Here is a 21,025-nt window from a genome sequence, read left to right as displayed (position 1 = left end):
ATCACCATGGGTAAAGGATGTTAAAAAGTGTTCACCATGTCCCCGAACACCTGTCTACCATGTCCCCGGACTGTACAATACGGGGAGGTGGGGGCAAGATTAACGGTCGCGTTGAACAGCGATGTGGGCAAGACCAATCAGGGCATCGCGCCATGGGCTGTCTGGAATAACCTGGAGAGCTTCGATGGCTTTGTCAGCCTCTTCTTCAGCACGCTGGCGGGTCCATTCCAGCGAGCCGCAGATGGCCATCGTTTCCAGTACAGGTTCCAGAAGATGGCGACCATTTCCCTGTTCGATCGCCTCACGGATCATTTTCGCCTGGTCGGCCGTTCCGTGACGCATCGCGTGAAGCAGCGGCAGGGTCGGTTTGCCTTCGTTCAGGTCATCGCCAACGTTTTTGCCGAGCGTTTCGCCGTCCGCGCTGTAGTCCAGCAAATCATCAATCAGCTGGAAGGCAGTACCCAGGTAGCGTCCATAATCCTGCAGTCCTTTTTCCTGCGCCTCGGAACAGCCAGCCAGGATGCCGGAACACTGGGCGGCCGCTTCAAACAGGCGCGCTGTTTTGCTGTAGATAACGCGCATGTAGTTTTCTTCGGTGATATCGGGGTCATTGACGTTCATCAGCTGCAGCACTTCGCCTTCAGCGATGACGTTGACGGCTTCGGACATCACCTCGAGCACTTTCAGAGAGCCCAGGCTGGTCATCATCTGGAAGGCGCGGGTATAGATAAAGTCCCCGACCAGAACGCTGGCGGCGTTCCCGAAGGCAGCGTTTGCCGTGGCTTTGCCACGACGCATATCGGATTCATCCACAACATCGTCATGCAGAAGCGTCGCGGTGTGAATAAATTCGATCAGCGCGGCGATCGTCACGTGGGCATTTCCCTGATAGCCAACGGCTCTGGCAGCCAGAATGGCAATCATCGGGCGAATGCGTTTACCGCCGCCGCTGACAATGTAATAGCCCAACTGATTGATCAGCTGAACGTCAGAGTTGAGTTGCTCCAGGATTGCTGCATTTACACCCGCCATATCTTGCGCGGTTAACTCGTTGATTTTTTCTAAATTCATCGCAAAAGCCGGGCTTTTTATCCTGTTGATCCCATCTTCAATGGGGTAACGAAGGGTTTCGGTTTATCAATAGTAGTGCTGATTGTACTGAAAAAACGGCTCAGATAAACGTTACCGTACGTGTTGTGTTTTTTTTCTTCATGTATTGACGGTAGCACTTGTCAAAGGCTCGCGTTTTGCGTAATATTCGCGCCCTATTGTGAATATTTATAGCGCACTCTGATTCATACGAGGACGTGCGCGGAAGCGGAGTTTATATGTACGCGGTTTTCCAAAGTGGTGGTAAACAACACCGAGTAAGCGAAGGTCAGACCGTTCGCCTGGAAAAGCTGGACATCGCAACTGGCGAATCTGTTGAGTTCGCAGAAGTTCTGATGATCGCAAACGGTGAAGAAGTCAAAATCGGCGTTCCTTTCGTTGATGGCGGCGTTATCAAAGCTGAAGTTGTTGCACACGGTCGTGGCGAGAAAGTTAAAATCGTTAAGTTTCGTCGTCGTAAACACTACCGTAAGCAGCAGGGCCACCGTCAGTGGTTCACTGATGTGAAAATTACTGGCATCAGCGCCTAAGACCTGAGGAGAGATTTAAATGGCACATAAAAAGGCTGGCGGCTCCACACGTAACGGTCGCGATTCAGAAGCTAAACGCCTGGGCGTTAAGCGTTTCGGTGGCGAATCCGTTCTGGCGGGTAGCATCATCGTTCGTCAACGTGGTACCAAATTCCACGCTGGCAACAACGTAGGTTGCGGTCGTGACCACACTCTGTTTGCTAAAGCAGACGGTAAAGTGAAATTTGAAGTTAAAGGCCCGAACAACCGTAAATACATCAGCATCGTTGCTGAGTAAGGTTTTCTCGGTCCGGTAACGGATTAAAGCCCCGCAACGTGTTGCGGGGCTTTTTACATTGGAAACCCGGAAAATTTTCTGTAGGGAAAACGGGCATGAAGCAGCAGGCCGGCATTGGTATTCTTTTGGCGCTCACGACCGCAATGTGCTGGGGTGCGCTGCCGATTGCAATGAAGCAGGTACTGGAAGTGATGGAGCCGCCTACGGTGGTCTTTTATCGCTTCCTGATGGCAAGCATTGGTCTCGGGACCATCCTTGCAGTTAAAGGCAAGCTTCCACCGCTACGGCTCTTCCGCAAACCTCGATGGCTGGTGTTACTGGCCATTGCGACGGGCGGTCTGTTCGGTAACTTTATCCTGTTCAGCTCTTCCCTGCAGTATTTGAGCCCTACGGCGTCTCAGGTGATTGGTCAGCTTTCGCCTGTCGGCATGATGGTCGCGAGCGTGTTCATCCTCAAAGAGAAGATGCGCGGGACGCAGATTATCGGGGCAAGCATGCTGCTATGCGGCCTGGTGATGTTCTTCAACACCAGCCTGATCGAGATTTTTACCCGGCTTACGGACTACACCTGGGGCGTGATCTTCGGCGTGGGTGCAGCAACGGTCTGGGTGAGCTATGGCGTCGCGCAAAAGGTATTATTGCGTCGCCTGGCCTCACAGCAGATCCTTTTTTTGCTGTACACTTTGTGTACAGTGGCATTATTGCCGTTAGCGAAGCCGGGCGTCATTAGCCAGCTGAGCGACTGGCAACTGGCGTGCCTCATTTTTTGTGGGCTTAACACGCTGGTCGGTTATGGCGCGCTGGCGGAAGCGATGGCGCGCTGGCAGGCAGCACAGGTGAGCGCATTGATCACGCTTACCCCGCTGTTTACGCTGTTATTTTCAGATTTGTTATCAATGGCCTGGCCCGATGTCTTCGTCAGACCGATGCTCAACCTGTTGGGCTATCTCGGTGCGTTTGTCGTGGTTGCGGGCGCGATGTATTCCGCCATTGGTCATCGTCTTTGGGGACGTTGGCGCAAAAATGAAGCGGTCGTAGTAGTCCCCCGCTCAGGCGAATGAGTTACGGAGAGTAAAATGAAGTTTGTTGATGAAGCGACGATTCTGGTCGTGGCAGGTGATGGCGGTAACGGTTGTGTAAGCTTCCGCCGTGAAAAATATATTCCTCGTGGCGGCCCTGACGGCGGTGACGGTGGCGATGGTGGTGACGTGTGGCTGGAGGCGGATGAAAACCTCAACACGCTGATCGACTACCGCTTTGAAAAATCCTTCCGCGCAGAACGCGGACAGAACGGCCAGAGCCGTGACTGTACCGGTAAACGCGGTAAAGACGTGACCATTAAGGTTCCGGTCGGTACGCGCGTTATCGATCAGGGCACCGGTGAAACCATGGGCGATATGACTAAACACGGTCAGCGCCTGATGGTGGCGAAAGGCGGCTGGCACGGTCTGGGTAACAGCCGTTTCAAATCTTCCGTTAACCGTACCCCGCGTCAGAAAACGATGGGTACCCCGGGTGATAAGCGTGACCTGCAGCTTGAGCTGATGCTGCTGGCAGACGTGGGCATGCTGGGTATGCCAAACGCCGGTAAATCGACCTTTATCCGCGCTGTTTCTGCTGCGAAACCAAAAGTAGCGGACTATCCGTTTACCACGCTGGTACCAAGCCTCGGCGTTGTCCGTATGGATAACGAGAAGAGCTTCGTCGTGGCTGATATCCCAGGCCTGATTGAAGGCGCTGCGGAAGGGGCTGGCCTGGGTATTCGCTTCCTGAAGCACCTTGAGCGTTGCCGCGTACTGTTGCACCTCATCGACATCGATCCGATCGACGGTTCCGATCCGGTTGAAAACGCCCGTATCATTATCGGTGAGCTGGAAAAATACAGCGAAAAACTGGCGAGTAAGCCACGCTGGCTGGTCTTCAACAAGATCGACCTGATGGATAAAGCGGAAGCCGAAGCGAAAGCCAAAGCGATTGCTGAAGCGATGGGCTGGGAAGATAAATACTACCTTATCTCCGCGGCAAGCCAGGTTGGCGTGAAAGATCTCTGCTGGGATGTGATGACCTTCATCATCGAGAACCCTGTCGTTCAGGCTGAAGAAGCGAAACAGCCAGAAAAAGTCGAATTCATGTGGGATGACTACCACCGCCAGCAGCTCGAAGAGCTGGAAGCGGAAGAGGAAGACGACTGGGACGATGACTGGGATGAAGACGACGAAGAAGGCGTCGAGTTCATCTACAAGCACTGATATCTGTCCAAAGCCCCCATCCGGGGGCTTTTTTCATTCCAGCGTTGAGGGCAGCCAGCAGCTTGCTATCAGGCCGCCTTCAGCACCATTCTCCAGCATCAGCTTACCGTGATGAAGCTGCAGGATGCGCTGTACGATACTCAGGCCCAGGCCGCTGCCGCCGTAACGCTGATCGAGGCGACGGAACGGCTCCGTGATCGACTGTCGATGCGCTTCGTCAATACCAGGCCCCTGATCGATAACGCTGAGCTGCGTACCGCCTTCGACCTCGGTAAGCGTCACGGTAATCGTGGTGCCTGTCGGGCTGTAGCGCCCGGCATTCTCCAGCAGGTTGCGCAGCATCAGCCGCAGCAGTACCGCGTCTCCCTGAACCGTGAGCGCGCTTTTAGCAGGCCAAATCACCGTATGCTCTTTGGCTTCATGCTCAAGACCAAGAGGCGTGATAATGGTGTCCGTCCAGTTGATGGTTTCATAGTGGCCGCTCGCCATTGCCTGTCCTGCACGGGCCAGCATCAGCAGTTGCTCAACGGTGTGCATTAGCTGGTCAATACGGCTGATGAGCGTCGTGGCCTGCGTAGAGCCTGACTGGGCCATGAGCTCCAGATGGAGCCTGATTCCGGCAAGAGGCGTTCGCAGTTCATGGGCGGCGTCAGCCGTAAAGAGACGCTCCTGCTGAATGGTACTGTCCAGCCTGGCGAGTAGCTGATTGAGCGAGGTGGTAACGGCGCCGATTTCTTCCATGTCGGAATACATAGGAAGTGGGGTTAGGTTATCCGCCGAACGGTTAGCCAGGCTCACGCGCAGTTTATTCAGCGGTCGGGTTATCCAGGTGACCGCCCAGAACGAGAAAAACAACGTAAACCCAACCATCACCAGAGAAGGAACCAGCAGCGAGGCAATCGCTTCACGGATCTCTTTCTCGACGTGGTTGTTACGCGATTTTGCCGACAGCGTTTCGTTCACCAGAAAGCCAATCTGCTCGCGGCTTTCGTGCCACAACCAAATGACGCTTATCAGCTGGAAAAATAACAGAATGACCGCCAGCAACACCATTAATCGCCGACGCATGCTGTTCATTTCTGGCTCTCCAGGCGGTAGCCAACGCCGCGGACGGTTTTAATCCGGTCTTTGCCGAGCTTACGACGCAGGTTGTGGATGTGGACTTCCAGGGTATTTGACCCCGGATCGTCCTGCCAGGAATAGATATCCTGCTGAAGGGTTTCTCTGTGTACCGTTTGTCCGCTGCGCATGATCAGACGCGTCAACAAGGCGAACTCTTTTGGTGTGACTTCAACGGGCTGGGACTGGCGCAATACCTGCTGGGTTTGCAGATTCAGGGTAATGTCCCCGTCGGTTAGTAAGTTATCACTATGGCCCTGATAACGGCGTATTAACGCTCGCACCCGAGCCTGAAGTTCTGCAAGCGCAAAGGGCTTCACCAGGTAATCATCGGCGCCAGCATCAAGGCCGGTAATACGATCTTCAATGGCGTCGCGTGCCGTCAGGATTAACACCGGATTGGCGATGCCCCGGCGACGCCACTGGGTAAGCAGCGTCGCGCCGTCTTTGTCCGGCAAGCCCAGGTCAAGGATCACCAGGCTGTATTCGCCGCTCTGGATCAGGGCATCTGCTTCTGCCGCGGTGCCGGCACAGTCCAGGGCATAGCCTTCATTGGCGAGTCCCAGAGCCAGTCCTTCCTGTAATAACAGATCGTCTTCAACTATAAGTAGTTTCATCGCTAGTTATTCTGGTAGATGTCTTTATAAAGCCTGCTTTCGAAGCGAACCAGTGGAATACGGCGGTTGCGCTGGTCGGTCGGTTCGACGGCATAGCCGGAAAGATACTGCACGAATGCCATGCGCTGTCCGCTGGCGGTCGTGATGAACCCTGCCAGGTTATACACCCCCTGCAGTGAACCTGTTTTCGCGGATACTTTGCCATCCACACCTGCCGCGTGAAGCCCGGCGCGGTACTGCAGCGAACCGTCGTGTCCGGCAAGCGGCAGCATTGAGATAAAGTTTAGCTCAGTGTCATGTTGTGCAATGTACTGAAGCACCTGCATCATGGTGGCCGGGGCAATCAGGTTATGACGCGATAATCCTGAACCATCAACGGCGATAGTGTTACCCAGATCGATTCCCGCCTGCTGGCGCAGGATCTGACGAACAGCGTCTGAGCCCGCGCGCCAGGTTCCCGGCACGCCGAAACGCGCGTGGCCAATCATGCGGAACACGGTGTCGGCAATCATGTTGTCAGACTTTTTCAGCATAATTCGCAGCAAATCGTGCAGCGGTGGCGACTGTTTGCTGGCAATGACCGTTCCGGGCTGGTTGACCTGCGTCTGGCGTAGCAGCGTGCCGGAGTAGGTTATTCCCGCCTGCTTCAGCTCATCCTTGAGAATCGCACCCGCATAGCTTGCGCCATCCTGAATCGCGAAGGCCAGCGGCAGGGGATCGGCGCGCTGCGTCAGGCAGCCGGTGAGGGTGTAGCGGTTAAGATCGCCAGGCACCACGTCCAGTTCGCAGTACTGGGCATCAGGGGAGCCTTTAGCCAGCGTTCGCACCTGGCTAAACATGGTCACCGGATAGTAAGATGCCACGCGAATGAACGCTAAATCATCCGGCTTGGGCGCGCTGTAAAGGGAAATCGAGAAGCAGTTGCGGTCAACAATCGCGGCGGCTGGCGGGGCGCTAAAGCACTGCGTCATGTCGTTCCACGGCCAGCCTGGTGCTTTATCGTGGCTGGCAAAAATGGAGGTATCGATCAGCACGTTGCCATCGATTTTTGTCACGCCGGATTTTTTCAACACCGCTACCATGTTGCGGATATCCTGGCGCTTAAAGGTGGGATCACCACCGAAACGGGCGATAAGATCGCCTTTCAGTTCGCCACCGTCGACGTTACCTTTGGTTTCAAGCGTGGTGGTAAAACGGAAGTCAGGCCCGAGTTGGAGCAGGGCGGCGAGGGCAGTGATCACCTTCTGGGTACTGGCAGGCAGCGCCATCTGTTGACTGTGATAGTCAATCTCGGGAGCCTGTGCGCCAACCTTCTGCACCATCAGGGCGAGGTTCGCGCCTGCGGGGAGCTGATTAATGTACTCATCAACATTCGCGGCCTGGGCGGTGAACGTTATACTGGTAGTCAATCCGATGATAAAACTGGAAAATCGCATAATCTCGCGCTAACAACCCGAAAACAAACCGTCATACTACGGTGCATGGCACTGCAAAGTAAACGATGACCCATAGTGAACTTCGCGGTAAAATGCGTATCAAATTGAAAAATTGCTGCTGACCTGGGGCGTCGCTCCCGGGTCGGTTTTCTTTTTGCTTCTTGCCCGCTTCGGGGGGCAGGAGCAGGGAACACTGCTCCCAACAGGAATGTTTAAGAGGTATAACAAATGCAAGCTATTCCGATGACCTTACGTGGTGCCGAAAAACTGCGCGAAGAGCTGGATTTCCTGAAATCCGTGCGTCGCCCTGAAATCATCGCCGCTATCGCGGAAGCCCGTGAGCATGGCGACCTGAAAGAGAATGCTGAATACCATGCGGCGCGCGAGCAGCAGGGTTTCTGTGAAGGGCGCATTAAAGATATCGAAGCGAAACTGTCTAATGCGCAGGTTATCGATATCACCAAAATGCCTAACAACGGTCGCGTGATCTTTGGTTCTACCGTCAGCGTTCTGAACCTCGACAACGATGAAGAGCAAACCTATCGCATCGTGGGCGATGATGAAGCAGACTTTAAACAGAACCTGATTTCGGTGAACTCACCCATTGCTCGCGGCCTGATTGGCAAAGAGCAGGACGATGTTGTCACCATCCGCACCCCTGGCGGTGAAGTGGAATACGAAATTATCAAGGTTGAATACCTGTAATTCGCTTCTCTACTAAGATGTTGATACATTGTAAAGAAAAGAAAAAGGCCGCATAGCGGCCTTTTATCAACTCAAGGAGCATGGCATTTTGCTGAGCCTGCTGAAAGAAATCCCTCGTTTCACACAGAAAATGTGATTGATTCAGGATATCCTTAGCGTGGCAGCGAGATTTTACGCTCTTTAGATGGGCGATAGAGCACCAGCGTTTTACCGATGACCTGTACATTACAGGCGCCGGTTTCGCGCACGATGGCTTCCACGATCAGGTTTTTAGTGTCTCTGTCTTCAGAGGCGATTTTCACCTTGATCAGCTCGTGGTGTTCCAGCGCTTGTTCAATCTCGGCAAGCACCCCTTCGGTCAAACCATTGTTGCCAAGCATGACTACAGGCTTGAGCGGATGTGCCAGACCTTTAAGGTGCTGTTTTTGTTTAGTACTCAGATTCATCGTATATTTTTGCTTACGTTGGGATTGAAAACGGTTCATTCTACCGCCATCTCCCTTATATCGCCAAATAGCTGCGTAGAAATTTACGTCACAGGCAAGCAACGATGAACCAGGACGGAAATGTTAAATGACAGGTAAAAAGCGTTCTGCCAGTTCCAGCCGCTGGCTTCAGGAACACTTTAGCGATAAATATGTTCAACAGGCACAGAAAAAGGGGTTACGTTCCCGTGCCTGGTTTAAACTTGATGAAATACAGCAAAGTGACAAACTTTTTAAGCCGGGGATGACGGTTGTCGACCTCGGTGCGGCACCTGGCGGATGGTCCCAGTATGCGGTAACGCAGATCGGCGGAACGGGCCGAATCATCGCGTGCGATCTTTTACCAATGGATCCCATCGTTGGTGTCGACTTCCTTCAGGGCGACTTTCGTGATGAATTAGTGCTGAAAGCGTTACTTGATCGTGTTGGTGACAGTAAGGTCCAGGTTGTCATGTCGGATATGGCACCAAATATGTGCGGAACACCGGCGGTGGATATCCCCCGCGCCATGTATCTGGTGGAGCTAGCGTTAGAAATGTGTCGTGATGTACTAGCGCCTGGTGGTAGTTTTGTTGTGAAGGTGTTTCAGGGCGAAGGTTTCGAGGAGTATCTTAAGGAAATTCGCTCCCTGTTTGCGAAGGTCAAAGTTCGTAAGCCGGACTCTTCCCGGGCCCGTTCCCGTGAAGTGTATATTGTAGCGACCGGGCGAAAATGATAACCGGGAGATTTCAGACGAAAGTTTGAATGAAACTGGATATAGAGTATCCTGACGCTGTTTTTAACACAGTTGTAATATGAGGTTAATCCCTTGAGTGACATGGCGAAAAACCTAATACTCTGGCTGGTCATTGCCGTTGTGCTGATGTCAGTATTCCAGAGCTTTGGGCCCAGCGAGTCGAATGGCCGCAAGGTGGATTATTCTACCTTCCTGCAAGAGGTCAATCAGGACCAGGTTCGCGAAGCGCGTATCAACGGACGTGAGATCAACGTTACCAAGAAAGATAGTAACCGTTACACGACTTACATCCCGGTGAACGATCCTAAGCTGCTTGATAACCTTCTGACCAAAAACGTCAAAGTGGTAGGCGAGCCGCCAGAAGAACCAAGCCTGCTGGCTTCTATCTTCATTTCCTGGTTCCCGATGCTGCTTCTTATCGGCGTCTGGATCTTCTTTATGCGCCAGATGCAGGGCGGCGGTGGCAAAGGTGCCATGTCGTTCGGTAAGAGCAAGGCGCGTATGCTGACGGAAGACCAGATCAAGACCACGTTTGCTGACGTCGCCGGTTGTGACGAAGCAAAAGAAGAAGTGGGTGAACTGGTTGAATACCTGCGCGAGCCGAGCCGTTTCCAGAAACTGGGCGGTAAAATCCCGAAAGGCGTCCTGATGGTAGGCCCTCCGGGTACCGGTAAAACCCTGCTGGCGAAAGCCATCGCGGGTGAAGCGAAGGTGCCGTTCTTTACTATTTCAGGTTCTGACTTCGTTGAAATGTTCGTGGGTGTCGGTGCATCTCGTGTGCGTGACATGTTCGAGCAGGCCAAGAAGGCAGCACCGTGCATCATCTTTATCGATGAAATCGACGCCGTAGGCCGCCAGCGTGGCGCGGGCCTGGGCGGTGGTCACGATGAGCGTGAGCAGACCCTGAACCAGATGCTGGTTGAGATGGACGGCTTCGAAGGTAACGAAGGTATTATCGTTATCGCGGCGACTAACCGTCCGGACGTACTTGACCCTGCGCTGCTGCGTCCAGGCCGTTTCGACCGTCAGGTTGTTGTCGGTCTGCCGGATGTTCGTGGTCGTGAACAGATTCTGAAAGTGCACATGCGTCGCGTACCGCTGGCGCCAGATATCGACGCGGCAATCATTGCGCGCGGTACGCCGGGCTTCTCCGGCGCGGACCTGGCTAACCTGGTCAACGAAGCTGCACTGTTTGCCGCTCGCGGTAACAAGCGCGTGGTCTCCATGGTTGAGTTCGAGAAAGCGAAAGACAAAATCATGATGGGTGCGGAACGTCGCTCCATGGTGATGACGGAAGCGCAGAAAGAGTCCACGGCTTACCACGAGGCGGGTCACGCGATTATCGGTCGCCTGGTGCCGGAACACGATCCGGTACACAAGGTAACGATTATTCCGCGCGGCCGTGCGCTGGGTGTGACCTTCTTCCTGCCTGAGGGCGACGCGATCAGCGCCAGCCGTCAGAAGCTGGAAAGCCAGATTTCGACCCTGTACGGCGGTCGTCTGGCGGAAGAGATCATCTACGGGCCAGAACATGTTTCTACCGGTGCGTCGAACGACATTAAAGTGGCGACAAACCTGGCACGTAACATGGTGACTCAGTGGGGCTTCTCCGACAAACTCGGTCCGCTGCTGTATGCAGAGGAAGAGGGTGAAGTATTCCTGGGCCGCTCCGTGGCGAAAGCAAAACATATGTCCGATGAGACGGCACGTATCATCGACCAGGAAGTGAAAGCGCTGATTGAACGTAACTACGGTCGCGCGCGTCAGATCCTGAACGACAATATGGACATTCTGCATTCGATGAAAGATGCGCTCATGAAATATGAGACCATCGATGCACCGCAGATTGACGACCTGATGGCTCGCCGCGAAGTGCGCCCGCCAGCAGGCTGGGAAGACCCAGGCGCTTCCAACAATTCTGACAACAATGGTACCCCGCGCGCGCCGCGTCCGGTCGATGAACCGCGTACGCCAAACCCGGGCAACACCATGTCAGAGCAGTTGGGCGACAAGTAAGTCACTGCTGTTGAAGCGTTTGTCTGTACCCCAAACCCTGGAGCTTGCTCCGGGGTTTTTCTTTTCCGTTAAACCATACTAAAACCAGGGATTTGACCATGAAACTCTTCGCCCAGGACTCGCATCTCGATCTTTCACATCCGCACGTGATGGGGATCCTGAATGTTACCCCTGACTCCTTCTCTGACGGCGGCACGCATAACACGCTTATCGACGCGGTTAAGCACGCAAATCTAATGATCAACGCGGGTGCCACTATCATTGACGTGGGCGGTGAATCGACGCGTCCCGGCGCGGCAGATGTTTCGGTGGAAGAAGAGCTGGCGCGCGTGGTGCCGGTGGTTGAGGCAATCGCGCAACGTTTCGAGGTGTGGATCTCCGTCGACACGTCCAAACCAGAAGTGATTCGTGAAGTGGCGAGAGTGGGTGCTCACATTATTAATGACATCCGCTCGCTGACCGAACCGGGTGCGATCGAGGCCGCTGCAGAAACCGGCCTGCCGGTATGCCTGATGCATATGCAGGGGCAACCGAAAACCATGCAGGAAGCGCCGAAGTATGATGATGTCTTTGCCGACGTGAATCGCTTCTTTATTGAGCATATTGAACGCTGTGAGCGTGCAGGCATCCCAAAAGAGAAATTGCTGCTCGACCCGGGGTTCGGTTTCGGTAAAAATCTCTCACACAATTATGCGTTGCTTGCGCGCTTATCGGAATTTCATCACTTTGGTCTGCCGCTGCTGGTGGGTATGTCGAGAAAGTCGATGATTGGCCAATTGCTGAATGTAGGACCGAGCGAGCGCCTGAGTGGCAGCCTGGCCTGCGCGGTAATTGCGGCGATGCAAGGCGCGCACATTATCCGTGTCCATGACGTCAAAGAAACAGTAGAAGCCATGCGTGTGGTGGAAGCCACACTGGCAGCGAAGGAAAACAAACGCTATGAGTAATCGTAAGTATTTTGGTACCGATGGTATCCGTGGGCGCGTAGGCGATGCTCCAATTACCCCTGATTTTGTTCTGAAGCTCGGCTGGGCTGCCGGCAAGGTGCTGGCGCGTCATGGCTCACGTAAGATCATTATTGGTAAAGATACCCGTATTTCGGGCTATATGCTGGAATCTGCGCTGGAAGCGGGTCTGGCGGCTGCAGGGCTTTCAGCCTCTTTTACTGGCCCAATGCCAACGCCTGCTGTTGCCTACCTTACGCGCACCTTCCGCGCGGAAGCGGGAATTGTGATTTCGGCGTCTCATAACCCGTTCTACGACAACGGCATCAAGTTCTTCTCCATTGACGGCACCAAGCTGCCGGACGAAGTGGAAGAGGCCATTGAAGCCGAAATGGAAAAAGAGATCACCTGTGTTGATTCCGCCGAGCTGGGTAAAGCGAACCGTATCGTCGATGCGGCGGGTCGTTATATCGAATTCTGCAAAGGCACCTTCCCGAACGAGCTGAGCCTGGCGCATCTCAAAATTGTGGTGGACTGTGCGAACGGTGCGACCTATCACATTGCGCCGAATGTCTTCCGCGAGCTGGGTGCGAAAGTGATCGCCATCGGCTGCGAGCCGGATGGTCTGAACATTAACGAAGAAGTCGGGGCGACGGACGTGCGCGCCCTGCAGGCGCGCGTGCTGGCGGAAAAAGCCGATCTGGGTATTGCCCTGGACGGCGACGGTGACCGCGTGATCATGGTTGACCACGAAGGTAATAAAGTCGACGGCGATCAGATCCTCTACATCATTGCTCGTGAAGGCCTGCGCCAGGGGCAGCTGCGCGGCGGTGCGGTAGGGACCCTGATGAGCAACATGGGCCTCGAACTGGCGCTGAAACAGCTCGGTATTCCGTTTGTTCGCGCGAAGGTGGGCGACCGCTACGTGCTGGAAAAGCTGCAGGAGAAAGGCTGGCGCATTGGTGCTGAGAACTCCGGCCACGTGATCCTGCTCGACAAAACCACTACCGGTGACGGCATTGTTGCCGCGCTTCAGGTGGTTGCCGCGATGGCGCGCAACCATATGAGCCTGCACGATCTGTGCAGCGGGATGAAAATGTTCCCGCAGATCCTGGTGAACGTGCGTTTCACTGCGGGTAAAGGCGATCCGCTGGAAAATGACAACGTGAAAGCGGTGATGGCTGAGGTTGAAGCGGCCCTGGGCAGCCGTGGGCGCGTGCTGCTGCGTAAGTCTGGTACCGAACCGCTGATCCGCGTGATGGTGGAAGGCGAAGACGAAGCGCAGGTCACCGAATTTGCGCACCGAATTGCGGATGCCGTAAAAGCTGCATAATCTTGCATGCTAAATGTTTAAAAAGGCGGCGTTTGCCGCCTTTGTTTTAAGCAATTAATGGCTTTTTGCTGTTTTTTTCCGCAGTTGATACAATGCGTCGAAAATGCCCTTGCGAAGGTGATTCGCTTTGGTTAGTATTCACACCCGCTTCAGTGGGAAACAGAAATCCTGCTAATTGGTCGAAGCATTGGTATGCGGCAAATCCGCAAGGAACAGGTTGATTATGTACGAAGCTCTTTTAGTTGTTTTCCTTATTGTAGCCATCGCTCTCGTAGCGTTGATCATGCTGCAGCAAGGTAAAGGCGCTGATATGGGAGCCTCCTTCGGAGCAGGCGCTTCCGGTACGCTGTTCGGTTCAAGTGGTTCTGCGAACTTCATGACCCGCACGACGGCGATTCTGGCTACGCTGTTCTTCATCATCAGTCTGGTGCTTGGCAATATCAACAGCAACAAGACCAGCAAAGGAAGCGAGTGGGAAAATCTGAGCGCGCCAGCAAAAACTGAGCAGACTCAGCCAGCTGCACCGGCTAAGCCAACCAGCGATATCCCGCAGTAAGTATTCCGTACCGAGGTGGTGGAATTGGTAGACACGCTACCTTGAGGTGGTAGTGCCCTAACGGGCTTGTGGGTTCGAGTCCCATCCTCGGTACCAATATTCCAGAAGAAAGACGTCGAAAGGCGTCTTTTTTTTCGTCTGTAGTTTTTGCCGTTCGTAGGCCCGGTGGCGCTGCGCTTACACGCCCTACAAAAGCCAAACAAAAAGGCGCCCATAGGGCGCCTTTTGCATGTTTCATCAGCGATTACTTCTTATCGCTATTCTCCAGGTTTTCAACCTGCGGCAGGCCGTTACCGGAATTCGCGGAGAGCAGACCATTCTCAACGTAGTTGAACAGCTTCTCACGGGTATCGGTGATGTCCAGGTTACGCATGGTCAACTGACCAATACGGTCGTCCGGAGAAAACACAGACTCGCCTTTTTCCATGGTCAGACGCTCGGCTTTATAGGTCAGGTTGTCCGACACGGTGTTAAGAATGGAGTAGTCGTTACCACGACGCAGTTCCAGGGTCACTTCACCGGTGATCGCGCTCGCTACCCAACGCTGCAGTGCGTCACGCAGCATCAGCGCCTGCGGATCGAACCAGCGACCCTGATACAGCAGTTTGCCCAGTTGACGACCATGAGAATGATACTGCTCGATGGTGTCTTCGTTGTGAATACCGGTCAGCAGACGCTCGTAAGCGATGTGCAGCAGCGCCATCCCTGGAGCTTCATAGATACCGCGGCTTTTCGCTTCGATGATACGGTTTTCAATCTGATCGCTCATGCCCAGACCGTGACGACCGCCGATGCGGTTTGCTTCCAGCATCAGTTCAACGTCGTCAGAGAAGGTCTTACCGTTCAGGGCAACCGGATGACCACGTTCGAAACGCACGGTCACTTCTTCTGCCGGGATCTTCACGCTCTCGTCCCAGAACTTCACGCCCATGATCGGGTTAACGATCTTCACGCTGGAGTTCAGGAATTCCAGGTCTTTCGCTTCGTGCGTCGCACCCAGCATGTTGGAGTCGGTGGAGTAGGCTTTCTCGACGGACATCTTATAGTCAAAACCGCAGGCAATCATAAACTCAGACATCTCATGACGACCACCCAGCTCGTCGATGAAGTCGGTGTCCAGCCACGGCTTATAGATCTGCAGCTCCGCGTTGGTCAGCAGGCCATAACGATAGAAACGTTCGATATCGTTGCCTTTATAGGTGCTGCCATCACCCCAGATGTTTACGCCATCTTCTTTCATGGCGGCAACCAGCATGGTGCCGGTGACGGCACGACCCAGCGGGGTGGTGTTGAAATAGGTCAGGCCGCCCGTGGTGTTATGGAACGCACCGCACTGAATAGCGGCGATACCTTCTGCAACCAGTTGCTTACGGCAGTCAATCAGTCGCGCGTTTTCTGCGCCATACTCTTTAGCGCGACGAGGAATAGCGTCGTAATCGTCCTCATCCGGCTGACCCAGGTTCGCAGTATATGCATACGGAACCGCTCCCTTCTGGCGCATCCACAGCAGTGCAGCGCTGGTATCCAGGCCGCCTGAGAAAGCGATGCCAATACGTTGTCCTACCGGAAGATGCTTGAGAATCGTCGTCATAGAATAAAACCCTGCTTGATTGACTGATTAGAGACCGCTTTCGTTCTCTTGTGCATTTTTATGCAAAATAAGTGAGTATTCATTTAATCATCTTTTATCGAATACCGGAAGAGACTCATGCGTTTTTTGTAAAAAATTTGGTCTGTTCTCTCTGGCGGAAGCTGGGTTGACAGGTGGGGTCAACTATCAATATACTAAACGCCGATTTTACGTCCCGTCTTCGGTACCAAATCCCAGCATTATTTGCAAATTCTGTCCAAAACGCGTAGAATTTGCCACGTTTCAGGCGCGGGGTGGAGCAGCCTGGTAGCTCGTCGGGCTCATAACCCGAAGGTCGTCGGTTCAAATCCGGCCCCCGCAACCACTTTCCCATAAAGTTCTTTTTCAAATATACTGTGAAGACTTAGAGCCTTCGTAGCTGGATTTGAAAAACTTCTTTCGGAGAGTGCTCCAGGCCACAGTTGTGGCTATAGGGTTCAGTTATCTAAAGCCCCGATTTATCGGGGTTTTTTGTTATCTGACTACAGAATAACTGGGCTTTACGCCCTTTTTTTATGTCTTGGGGGTGGGCTTGTCCACATTAGAGCAAAAATTAACAGAGATGATTACTGCACCGGTCGAAGCACTGGGCTACGAACTGGTCGGCATCGAATTCGTTCGCGGCCGTACATCGACGCTGCGCATCTATATTGATAGTGAAGATGGCATCAATGTTGATGATTGTGCTGATGTCAGCCACCAGGTGAGTGCGGTTCTTGATGTTGAAGACCCGATTACCGTTGCGTACAACCTGGAAGTTTCCTCACCTGGCCTGGATCGCCCGATGTTCACGGCCGAGCACTATGTGCGCTTTACCGGTGAAGAAGTGGCTCTCGTTCTGCGTATGGCCGTACAGAACCGCCGTAAATGGCAGGGAATTATCAAAGCCGTTGATGGTGAAATGATCACGGTAACAGTCGAAGGCAAAGATGAAGTGTTCGCGCTGAGTAATATCCAGAAGGCGAACCTGGTTCCCCACTTTTAACAGTCTGGATTGAGGTGAAAAGCCCGCGATGAACAAAGAAATTTTGGCTGTTGTTGAAGCCGTCTCCAACGAGAAATCACTGCCGCGTGAGAAAATTTTCGAAGCGCTGGAAAGTGCACTGGCTACAGCAACCAAGAAAAAATACGAACAAGAGATCGATGTTCGCGTAGAAATCGATCGTAAAAGCGGTGACTTCGATACATTCCGTCGTTGGGTAATCGTTGAAGAAGTGACCCAGCCGACCAAAGAGATCACCCTGGAAGCGGCACGTTTTGAAGACGAAAGTCTGAACGTTGGTGACTACGTTGAAGATCAGATTGAATCTGTGACCTTCGACCGTATCACCACCCAGACCGCTAAGCAGGTTATCGTGCAGAAAGTGCGCGAAGCCGAGCGCGCGCTGGTTGTTGATCAGTTCCGCGATCAGGAAGGCGAAATCATCACCGGCGTGGTGAAGAAAGTAAACCGTGACAACATCTCTCTGGAAATTAAATCCGAAGGGATGCCGGGCAACGCTGAAGCCGTGATCCTGCGTGAAGACATGCTGCCGCGTGAAAACTTCCGCCCGGGCGACCGTATTCGTGGTGTTCTGTACGCCGTGCGCCCTGAAGCGCGTGGTGCACAGCTGTTCGTGACCCGTTCTAAACCAGAAATGCTGGTTGAACTGTTCCGCATCGAAGTGCCGGAAATCGGCGAAGAAGTTATTGAGATCAAAGCAGCAGCTCGCGATCCAGGCTCTCGTGCGAAAATTGCGGTGAAAACCAACGACAAGCGTATCGACCCGGTCGGTGCTTGCGTCGGTATGCGCGGTGCGCGCGTTCAGGCGGTTTCTACCGAACTGGGCGGCGAGCGTATTGATATCGTTCTGTGGGACGACAACCCGGCGCAGTTCGTGATCAACGCAATGGCTCCGGCTGATGTCGCGTCTATCGTTGTTGACGAAGACAAACACACCATGGATATCGCTGTTGAAGCGGGCAACCTGGCGCAGGCGATTGGCCGTAACGGTCAGAACGTACGCCTGGCGTCACAGCTGAGCGGCTGGGAACTCAACGTCATGACCGTTGATGACCTGCAGGCTAAGCATCAGGCTGAAGCCCATGCGGCGATCGATACCTTCACCAAATACCTCGACATTGACGAAGACTTCGCCACTGTTCTGGTAGAAGAAGGTTTCTCTACGCTGGAAGAACTGGCCTATGTGCCAATGAAAGAGCTGCTGGAAATTGACGGTCTGGATGAGCCAACCGTTGAAGCCCTGCGTGAACGCGCTAAAAACGCACTGACCACCCTGGCACTGGCTCAGGAAGAAAGCCTTGGCGATAAGAAGCCGGCTGATGACCTGCTGAATCTGGAAGGTCTTGATCGTGCGATTGCGTTCAAGCTGGCTGCCCGTGGTGTTTGTACGCTGGAAGATCTCGCTGAGCAAGGCGTTGATGACCTGGCCGATATCGAAGGTTTAACCGACGAGAAAGCCGGCGAACTCATCATGGCCGCACGTAATATTTGCTGGTTCGGCGACGAAGCGTAATAAACTGTAGCAGGAAGGAACAGCATGACTGATGTAACTGTAAAATCGCTGGCTGCTGAGATTCAGACCTCCGTGGACCGCCTGGTACAGCAATTTGCTGATGCAGGGATCCCGAAGTCCGCTGATGACTCGGTGACCGCGCAAGAAAAACAAACCTTGTTAACGCACCTGAACCGCGAACACGGTTCTACGCCTGACAAGTTAACGCTGCAGCGCAAAACGCGCAGCACGTTAAACATTCCTGGTACCGGTGGCAAAAGCAAATCGGTACAAATTGAAGTCCGCAAGACGCGCACCTTTGTAAAACGTGATCCGCAAGAGGCAGAACGCCTTGCCGCGGAAGAGCAGGCACAGCGTGAAGCGGAAGAACAAGCTCAGCGTGAGGCGGAAGCAGCCGCCAAACGTGAAGCAGAATTAAAAGCTGAACGTGAGGCCGCAGAAAAAGCGAAACGCGACGCCAGTGATAAAGTGAAGCGTGACGCTGCGGAAAAAGACAAAGTGAGCAATCAACAGACAGACGAAATGACCAAAACCGCCCAGGCTGAAAAAGCCCGCCGTGAAAATGAAGCTGCCGAGCTGAAGCGTAAAGCGGAAGAAGAAGCCCGCCGTAAGCTGGAAGAAGAAGCTCGCCGCGTCGCTGAAGAAGCGCGCCGTATGGCAGAAGAAAACGAGAAGAATGGCGTGAATACCGCTGAACCGACTGAAGACACCAGCGACTATCACGTGACCACTTCTCAGCATGCGCGTCAGGCTGAAGATGATAACGACCGTGAAGTAGAAGGCGGCCGTGGCCGTGGTCGTAATGCAAAAGCCGCGCGTCCGGCTAAGAAAGGTAACAAACACGCTGAATCTAAAGCTGACCGCGAAGAAGCTCGTGCAGCGGTTCGCGGTGGTAAAGGCGGTAAGCGTAAAGGTTCCTCTCTGCAGCAGGGCTTCCAGAAGCCAGCTCAGGCGGTTAACCGTGACGTCGTGATTGGCGAAACCATCACCGTTGGCGATCTGGCGAACAAGATGGCGGTTAAAGGTTCTCAGGTCATCAAAGCGATGATGAAGCTGGGCGCAATGGCGACCATCAACCAGGTTATCGACCAGGAAACCGCACAGCTGGTTGCCGAAGAGATGGGCCACAAAGTTATCCTGCGTCGTGAAAACGAGCTGGAAGAAGCAGTAATGAGCGACCGTGACACTGGCGCTGCGGCTGAACCGCGTGCACCGGTTGTGACCATCATGGGTCACGTTGACCACGGTAAAACCTCTCTGCTCGACTACATTCGTTCTACGAAAGTTGCCTCCGGCGAAGCGGGTGGCATTACCCAGCACATCGGTGCTTACCACGTAGAAACCGAAAACGGCATGATCACCTTCCTGGATACCCCAGGCCACGCAGCGTTCACCTCAATGCGTGCTCGTGGTGCTCAGGCTACGGATATCGTTGTACTGGTTGTTGCAGCAGACGATGGCGTTATGCCACAGACCATTGAAGCTATCCAGCACGCGAAAGCGGCGCAGGTGCCTCTGGTTGTTGCGGTCAACAAAATCGATAAGCCAGAAGCCGATCTGGACCGCGTGAAGAACGAACTGTCTCAGTACGGCGTTATGCCGGAAGAGTGGGGCGGCGAAGCGCAGTTCATCCCTGTATCTGCAAAAGCGGGTACTGGTATCGACGACCTGCTGAACGCTATCCTGCTTCAGGCCGAAGTTCTGGAGCTGAAAGCCGTTCGTAAAGGTATGGCGAGCGGTGCGGTAATCGAATCCTTCCTGGATAAAGGTCGTGGTCCGGTTGCAACGGTTCTGGTTCGCGAAGGTACGCTGAACAAGGGCGACATCGTTCTGTGTGGCTTCGAATACGGTCGTGTTCGTGCGATGCGTAACGAACTGGGTCAGGAAGTGCTGGAAGCAGGTCCGTCCATTCCAGTGGAAATCCTGGGGCTGTCCGGTGTTCCGGCTGCCGGTGATGAAGTGACCGTTGTGCGTGACGAGAAGAAAGCGCGTGAAGTGGCACTGTATCGTCAGGGCAAGTTCCGTGAAGTTAAGCTGGCGCGTCAGCAGAAATCTAAACTTGAGAACATGTTTGCGAACATGGCTGAAGGCGAAGTTCACGAAGTGAACGTCGTTCTGAAAGCGGACGTTCAGGGTTCTGTGGAAGCGATCTCCGACTCCTTGCTGAAACTGTCTACCGACGAAGTGAAAGTGAAGATCATCGGTTCTGGCGTAGGTGGTATCACCGAAACCGACGCAACCCTGGCTGCGGCGTCCAACGCTATCCTGGTTGGCTTCAACGTGCGTGCTGATGCATCTGCTCGCCGCGTGATCGAAGCGGAAAGCCTGGATCTGCGCTACTACTCCGTCATCTATAACCTGATCGACGAAGTGAAAGCCGCGATGAGCGGTATGCTGTCTCCTGAGCTGAAACAGCAGATCATCGGTCTGGCTGAAGTGCGTGACGTGTTCAAATCACCGAAATTCGGTGCGATCGCGGGCTGTATGGTTACCGAAGGTACCATCAAGCGTCACAACCCAATCCGCGTACTGCGTGACAACGTGGTTATCTACGAAGGCGAGCTGGAATCCCTGCGCCGCTTCAAAGATGACGTTAACGAAGTCCGTAACGGCATGGAATGTGGTATCGGCGTTAAGAACTACAACGACGTTCGCGTTGGCGATATGATCGAAGTGTTCGAAATCATCGAGATCCAACGCAGCATCGACTAATCCTTAGGGATAAGTCCATATGTAGGCCGGGATCGCCTCGTGCCACCCGGCAAT

19 protein-coding genes and 2 tRNA genes are annotated in these 21,025 nt (G+C 53.8%); 15 read left to right on the top strand and 6 right to left on the bottom strand.

From position 1 onward, the window contains the following. Nucleotides 1–99 precede the first annotated feature (99 nt). On the bottom strand, nt 100–1,071 hold the full coding sequence (ispB, locus tag IM291_RS21040; protein WP_045260467.1) for an octaprenyl diphosphate synthase: 972 nt from the start codon (nt 1,069–1,071) through the stop codon (nt 100–102). A 257-nt stretch (nt 1,072–1,328) separates the two neighbouring features. Here ispB and rplU point away from each other — a divergent pair, with 257 nt between their 5' ends. The 4 genes from rplU (at nt 1,329) to cgtA (ending at nt 4,166) form a co-directional block, all read left to right on the top strand. Then, complete coding sequence (rplU, locus tag IM291_RS21035; RefSeq protein ID WP_003025032.1) at nt 1,329–1,640, top strand: 50S ribosomal protein L21; 312 nt, start codon at nt 1,329–1,331, stop codon at nt 1,638–1,640. 19 nt (nt 1,641–1,659) lie between these two features. Beyond that, nucleotides 1,660–1,917: a 50S ribosomal protein L27 gene (rpmA, locus tag IM291_RS21030; RefSeq protein ID WP_004385076.1), complete on the top strand. Its 258-nt coding sequence runs from the start codon at nt 1,660–1,662 to the stop codon at nt 1,915–1,917. Nucleotides 1,918–2,012: 95 nt separating this feature from the next. After that, nucleotides 2,013–2,978, top strand: coding sequence for a DMT family transporter (locus tag IM291_RS21025; protein WP_192971984.1), 966 nt, complete (start codon nt 2,013–2,015; stop codon nt 2,976–2,978). A 15-nt stretch (nt 2,979–2,993) separates the two neighbouring features. After that, on the top strand, nt 2,994–4,166 hold the full coding sequence (cgtA, locus tag IM291_RS21020) for an Obg family GTPase CgtA (RefSeq protein ID WP_014885381.1): 1,173 nt from the start codon (nt 2,994–2,996) through the stop codon (nt 4,164–4,166). A 33-nt stretch (nt 4,167–4,199) separates the two neighbouring features. Here the strand turns inward: cgtA and pmrB are convergent, their stop codons facing one another. The 3 genes from pmrB to dacB are packed head-to-tail and all read right to left on the bottom strand — an operon-like array spanning nt 4,200 to nt 7,338. After that, nucleotides 4,200–5,243: a two-component system sensor histidine kinase PmrB gene (gene pmrB, locus IM291_RS21015; RefSeq protein WP_041907874.1), complete on the bottom strand. Its 1,044-nt coding sequence runs from the start codon at nt 5,241–5,243 to the stop codon at nt 4,200–4,202. Continuing rightward, nucleotides 5,240–5,902 carry a two-component system response regulator PmrA gene (gene pmrA, locus IM291_RS21010; protein WP_028014555.1) on the bottom strand — a complete coding sequence of 221 codons (663 nt, stop codon included), beginning with the start codon at nt 5,900–5,902 and terminating at the stop codon, nt 5,240–5,242. Before pmrA ends, pmrB begins: the two co-directional genes overlap by 4 nt. A gap of 2 nt (nt 5,903–5,904) precedes the next feature. After that, nucleotides 5,905–7,338 carry a serine-type D-Ala-D-Ala carboxypeptidase gene (dacB, locus tag IM291_RS21005; protein ID WP_028014554.1) on the bottom strand — a complete coding sequence of 478 codons (1,434 nt, stop codon included), beginning with the start codon at nt 7,336–7,338 and terminating at the stop codon, nt 5,905–5,907. Nucleotides 7,339–7,566: 228 nt separating this feature from the next. On the opposite strand from dacB, the gene greA reads away from it, so the two are divergent. Then, the gene (gene greA, locus IM291_RS21000; RefSeq protein ID WP_006812122.1) at nt 7,567–8,043 is read left to right on the top strand and encodes a transcription elongation factor GreA; all 477 of its coding nucleotides are present in this window, start codon (nt 7,567–7,569) and stop codon (nt 8,041–8,043) included. A 152-nt stretch (nt 8,044–8,195) separates the two neighbouring features. Here greA and yhbY read toward each other — a convergent pair whose 3' ends face one another. Then, nucleotides 8,196–8,489: a ribosome assembly RNA-binding protein YhbY gene (gene yhbY / locus IM291_RS20995; RefSeq protein ID WP_003861814.1), complete on the bottom strand. Its 294-nt coding sequence runs from the start codon at nt 8,487–8,489 to the stop codon at nt 8,196–8,198. 127 nt (nt 8,490–8,616) lie between these two features. Here yhbY and rlmE point away from each other — a divergent pair, with 127 nt between their 5' ends. The 6 genes from rlmE to IM291_RS20965 all read left to right on the top strand — a co-directional run bounded on the left by rlmE (nt 8,617) and on the right by IM291_RS20965 (nt 14,209). Continuing rightward, a complete protein-coding gene (gene rlmE / locus IM291_RS20990) occupies nt 8,617–9,243 on the top strand; it encodes a 23S rRNA (uridine(2552)-2'-O)-methyltransferase RlmE (protein ID WP_003861812.1) in 627 nt (208 codons plus the stop codon). A gap of 102 nt (nt 9,244–9,345) precedes the next feature. After that, the gene (gene ftsH / locus IM291_RS20985) at nt 9,346–11,280 is read left to right on the top strand and encodes an ATP-dependent zinc metalloprotease FtsH (protein WP_013098921.1); all 1,935 of its coding nucleotides are present in this window, start codon (nt 9,346–9,348) and stop codon (nt 11,278–11,280) included. Nucleotides 11,281–11,378: 98 nt separating this feature from the next. After that, complete coding sequence (gene folP, locus IM291_RS20980; protein WP_014885377.1) at nt 11,379–12,227, top strand: dihydropteroate synthase; 849 nt, start codon at nt 11,379–11,381, stop codon at nt 12,225–12,227. Further along, entirely contained in the window at nt 12,220–13,557 is a 1,338-nt protein-coding gene (gene glmM / locus IM291_RS20975; RefSeq protein ID WP_041907881.1) for a phosphoglucosamine mutase, read from the top strand. The genes folP and glmM overlap by 8 nt, the downstream gene beginning before the upstream one ends. Nucleotides 13,558–13,780: 223 nt before the next feature. Continuing rightward, nucleotides 13,781–14,113: a preprotein translocase subunit SecG gene (gene secG, locus IM291_RS20970; RefSeq protein WP_021242256.1), complete on the top strand. Its 333-nt coding sequence runs from the start codon at nt 13,781–13,783 to the stop codon at nt 14,111–14,113. Nucleotides 14,114–14,122: 9 nt separating this feature from the next. Further along, nucleotides 14,123–14,209 (top strand) — tRNA-Leu (locus tag IM291_RS20965). A gap of 148 nt (nt 14,210–14,357) precedes the next feature. On the opposite strand, the gene argG is transcribed toward IM291_RS20965, so the two are convergent. Continuing rightward, a complete protein-coding gene (gene argG, locus IM291_RS20960; protein ID WP_028014551.1) occupies nt 14,358–15,704 on the bottom strand; it encodes an argininosuccinate synthase in 1,347 nt (448 codons plus the stop codon). A 287-nt stretch (nt 15,705–15,991) separates the two neighbouring features. On the opposite strand from argG, the gene IM291_RS20955 reads away from it, so the two are divergent. The 4 genes from IM291_RS20955 (at nt 15,992) to infB (ending at nt 20,971) form a co-directional block, all read left to right on the top strand. After that, a tRNA-Met gene (locus tag IM291_RS20955) sits at nt 15,992–16,068 on the top strand. 207 nt (nt 16,069–16,275) lie between these two features. Further along, a complete protein-coding gene (rimP, locus tag IM291_RS20950; RefSeq protein WP_014833432.1) occupies nt 16,276–16,728 on the top strand; it encodes a ribosome maturation factor RimP in 453 nt (150 codons plus the stop codon). A 28-nt stretch (nt 16,729–16,756) separates the two neighbouring features. Next, nucleotides 16,757–18,259: a transcription termination factor NusA gene (gene nusA / locus IM291_RS20945; RefSeq protein ID WP_014885374.1), complete on the top strand. Its 1,503-nt coding sequence runs from the start codon at nt 16,757–16,759 to the stop codon at nt 18,257–18,259. A gap of 24 nt (nt 18,260–18,283) precedes the next feature. Next, nucleotides 18,284–20,971: a translation initiation factor IF-2 gene (gene infB / locus IM291_RS20940; RefSeq protein WP_041907885.1), complete on the top strand. Its 2,688-nt coding sequence runs from the start codon at nt 18,284–18,286 to the stop codon at nt 20,969–20,971. Nucleotides 20,972–21,025: the final 54 nt, after the last annotated feature.

This window comes from Enterobacter cloacae complex sp. P27C, from assembly GCF_014895705.1.
GTDB classification, from domain to species: Bacteria; Pseudomonadota; Gammaproteobacteria; order Enterobacterales; family Enterobacteriaceae; genus Enterobacter; species Enterobacter bugandensis.
Note: the sequence above shows the minus strand (reverse complement) of the source record. Positions and strands in the feature narration are given on the sequence as shown.